The sequence below is a fragment of the Brevibacillus sp. AY1 genome (assembly GCF_029870785.1).
GTDB classification, from domain to species: domain Bacteria; phylum Bacillota; class Bacilli; order Brevibacillales; family Brevibacillaceae; genus Brevibacillus; species Brevibacillus invocatus.
The window spans coordinates 1-1,324 of sequence record NZ_JAFLPN010000103.1; the positions used below are offsets into that span (position 1 = coordinate 1).

Below are 1,324 nucleotides of genomic sequence, written 5' to 3' on the forward strand. Positions count from 1 at the left end.
CACGCGATAAAAGCTCGATTCGGAAGCGATATACGTCCCCTGATCGGCCAGCGCGGGAACGATTTGACTCGGAGCAAACTCTGAAATTCCGGTTGATGAATGACGTCCAGAATCTGTTGCTCTTCATCCTCGCTGAGCTTGTGGGCGGGCTCAGGCCGTTTCGCATTTGGACGCCCATCTTCACGCGCACCATACTGTCGCCAACGTTGCAGGGTGCGCTGAGTCAGTCCAAGCTCTTTACAGGCTAGCCGCTCTCTTGCTCCGGCTTCGACCGCTTCTTGAATCAGTGATATGGCTAATTGACGATCTGAGGCACTGATCATTCGTCCCCTTGGTCCCCCCAGATCGCTTGGGCCTTTTTTCGTAACACCAGTAGCGCGGCCGTTTCCGCGAGCGCCGCTTCTTTGCGCTGCAGCTCACGGCTTAGGGTTTTTACCTCTTGCTCCTTTGTACGGAGATCCTTTTGGAGCTTGCTCGCTTGCTCGGCTATCCCGCCATTGGCTTGCATGCAGGCATCACGCCAAGCCTCTACTTGTTCGACGAATAGCCCTTTAGCGCGACAGTATTCCGACAGTTCGATTTCACTTAGCGCAGCGGTTTCCACCACGATGGCAAATTTATCTCTTGTGCTCCATCTCTCGGCAGGCTGCGTACCATCAGGCATGATCTTTCCTTGTGCTGTGGCCGCCTTTTTCCATTTGTATAGCGTTGTTTCCGATAGTCCGCTCTCTCTAGCGATCTGGCTGACAGGCTCATTGCTGGGCGGCATCATCCGTTGCAAAATGCTCTGCTTTAACTCCTTGCTCACTTGGTTCATTGTCTCCCACCTCGTCCTCGTTTTCCTCACTATACGTTCTTTAGAGGGGTACGACAACTATTCTGACACAGGGGGCTCCTAGTGTTTTGGTCGGTAGGTTTGGGAATAGCATGTTCAACAACTCCTTTGACTATTTTTGAATGCAAAAAAGACCCTGTATCCATTGATAGGACACAGAGCTGATTGTGAAAGCTACTGATTATGTTTAGTGAATCTGCTGCTTCAATTTTTCGATTTCTTCTACAGAAAGTCCCGTCAATTCAACGATTAAGGAAACATCCATTCCTTTGGCAAGCATTTTTCTAGCCACCTCAGCTTTGCCTTCTTCCTTTGCACCTTGAATCATGTTTGCCTCATCCTTCAATGCCATTTCCCGCATCTCATACAATTTACGGGCTTCTTTATCCTGATTCAAAAACTCCAATACATTGATCGCCTTACGAATCGTCGGTTCGCTCATCGCCAATTCCTCCAGTTTCGTTTTGCTTTCTGCCTTCAAAAACAACA

The 1,324-nt window shown here is 49.4% G+C and carries 2 protein-coding genes and 1 pseudogene; all 3 read right to left on the reverse strand.

What is annotated here, in order from left to right:
- Nucleotides 1–323: pseudogene (locus JZI27_RS24860) on the reverse strand (IS3 family transposase); the annotation flags it as partial.
- Nucleotides 320–817 carry a transposase gene (locus JZI27_RS24865; RefSeq protein ID WP_280209848.1) on the reverse strand — a complete coding sequence of 166 codons (498 nt, stop codon included), beginning with the start codon at nucleotides 815–817 and terminating at the stop codon, nucleotides 320–322. The pseudogene JZI27_RS24860 and the gene JZI27_RS24865, both read right to left, overlap by 4 nt.
- A gap of 205 nt (nucleotides 818–1,022) precedes the next feature.
- Nucleotides 1,023–1,324: Rpn family recombination-promoting nuclease/putative transposase (locus JZI27_RS24870; RefSeq protein WP_280209850.1), on the reverse strand; the 302-nt coding region annotated here is incomplete at its 5' end.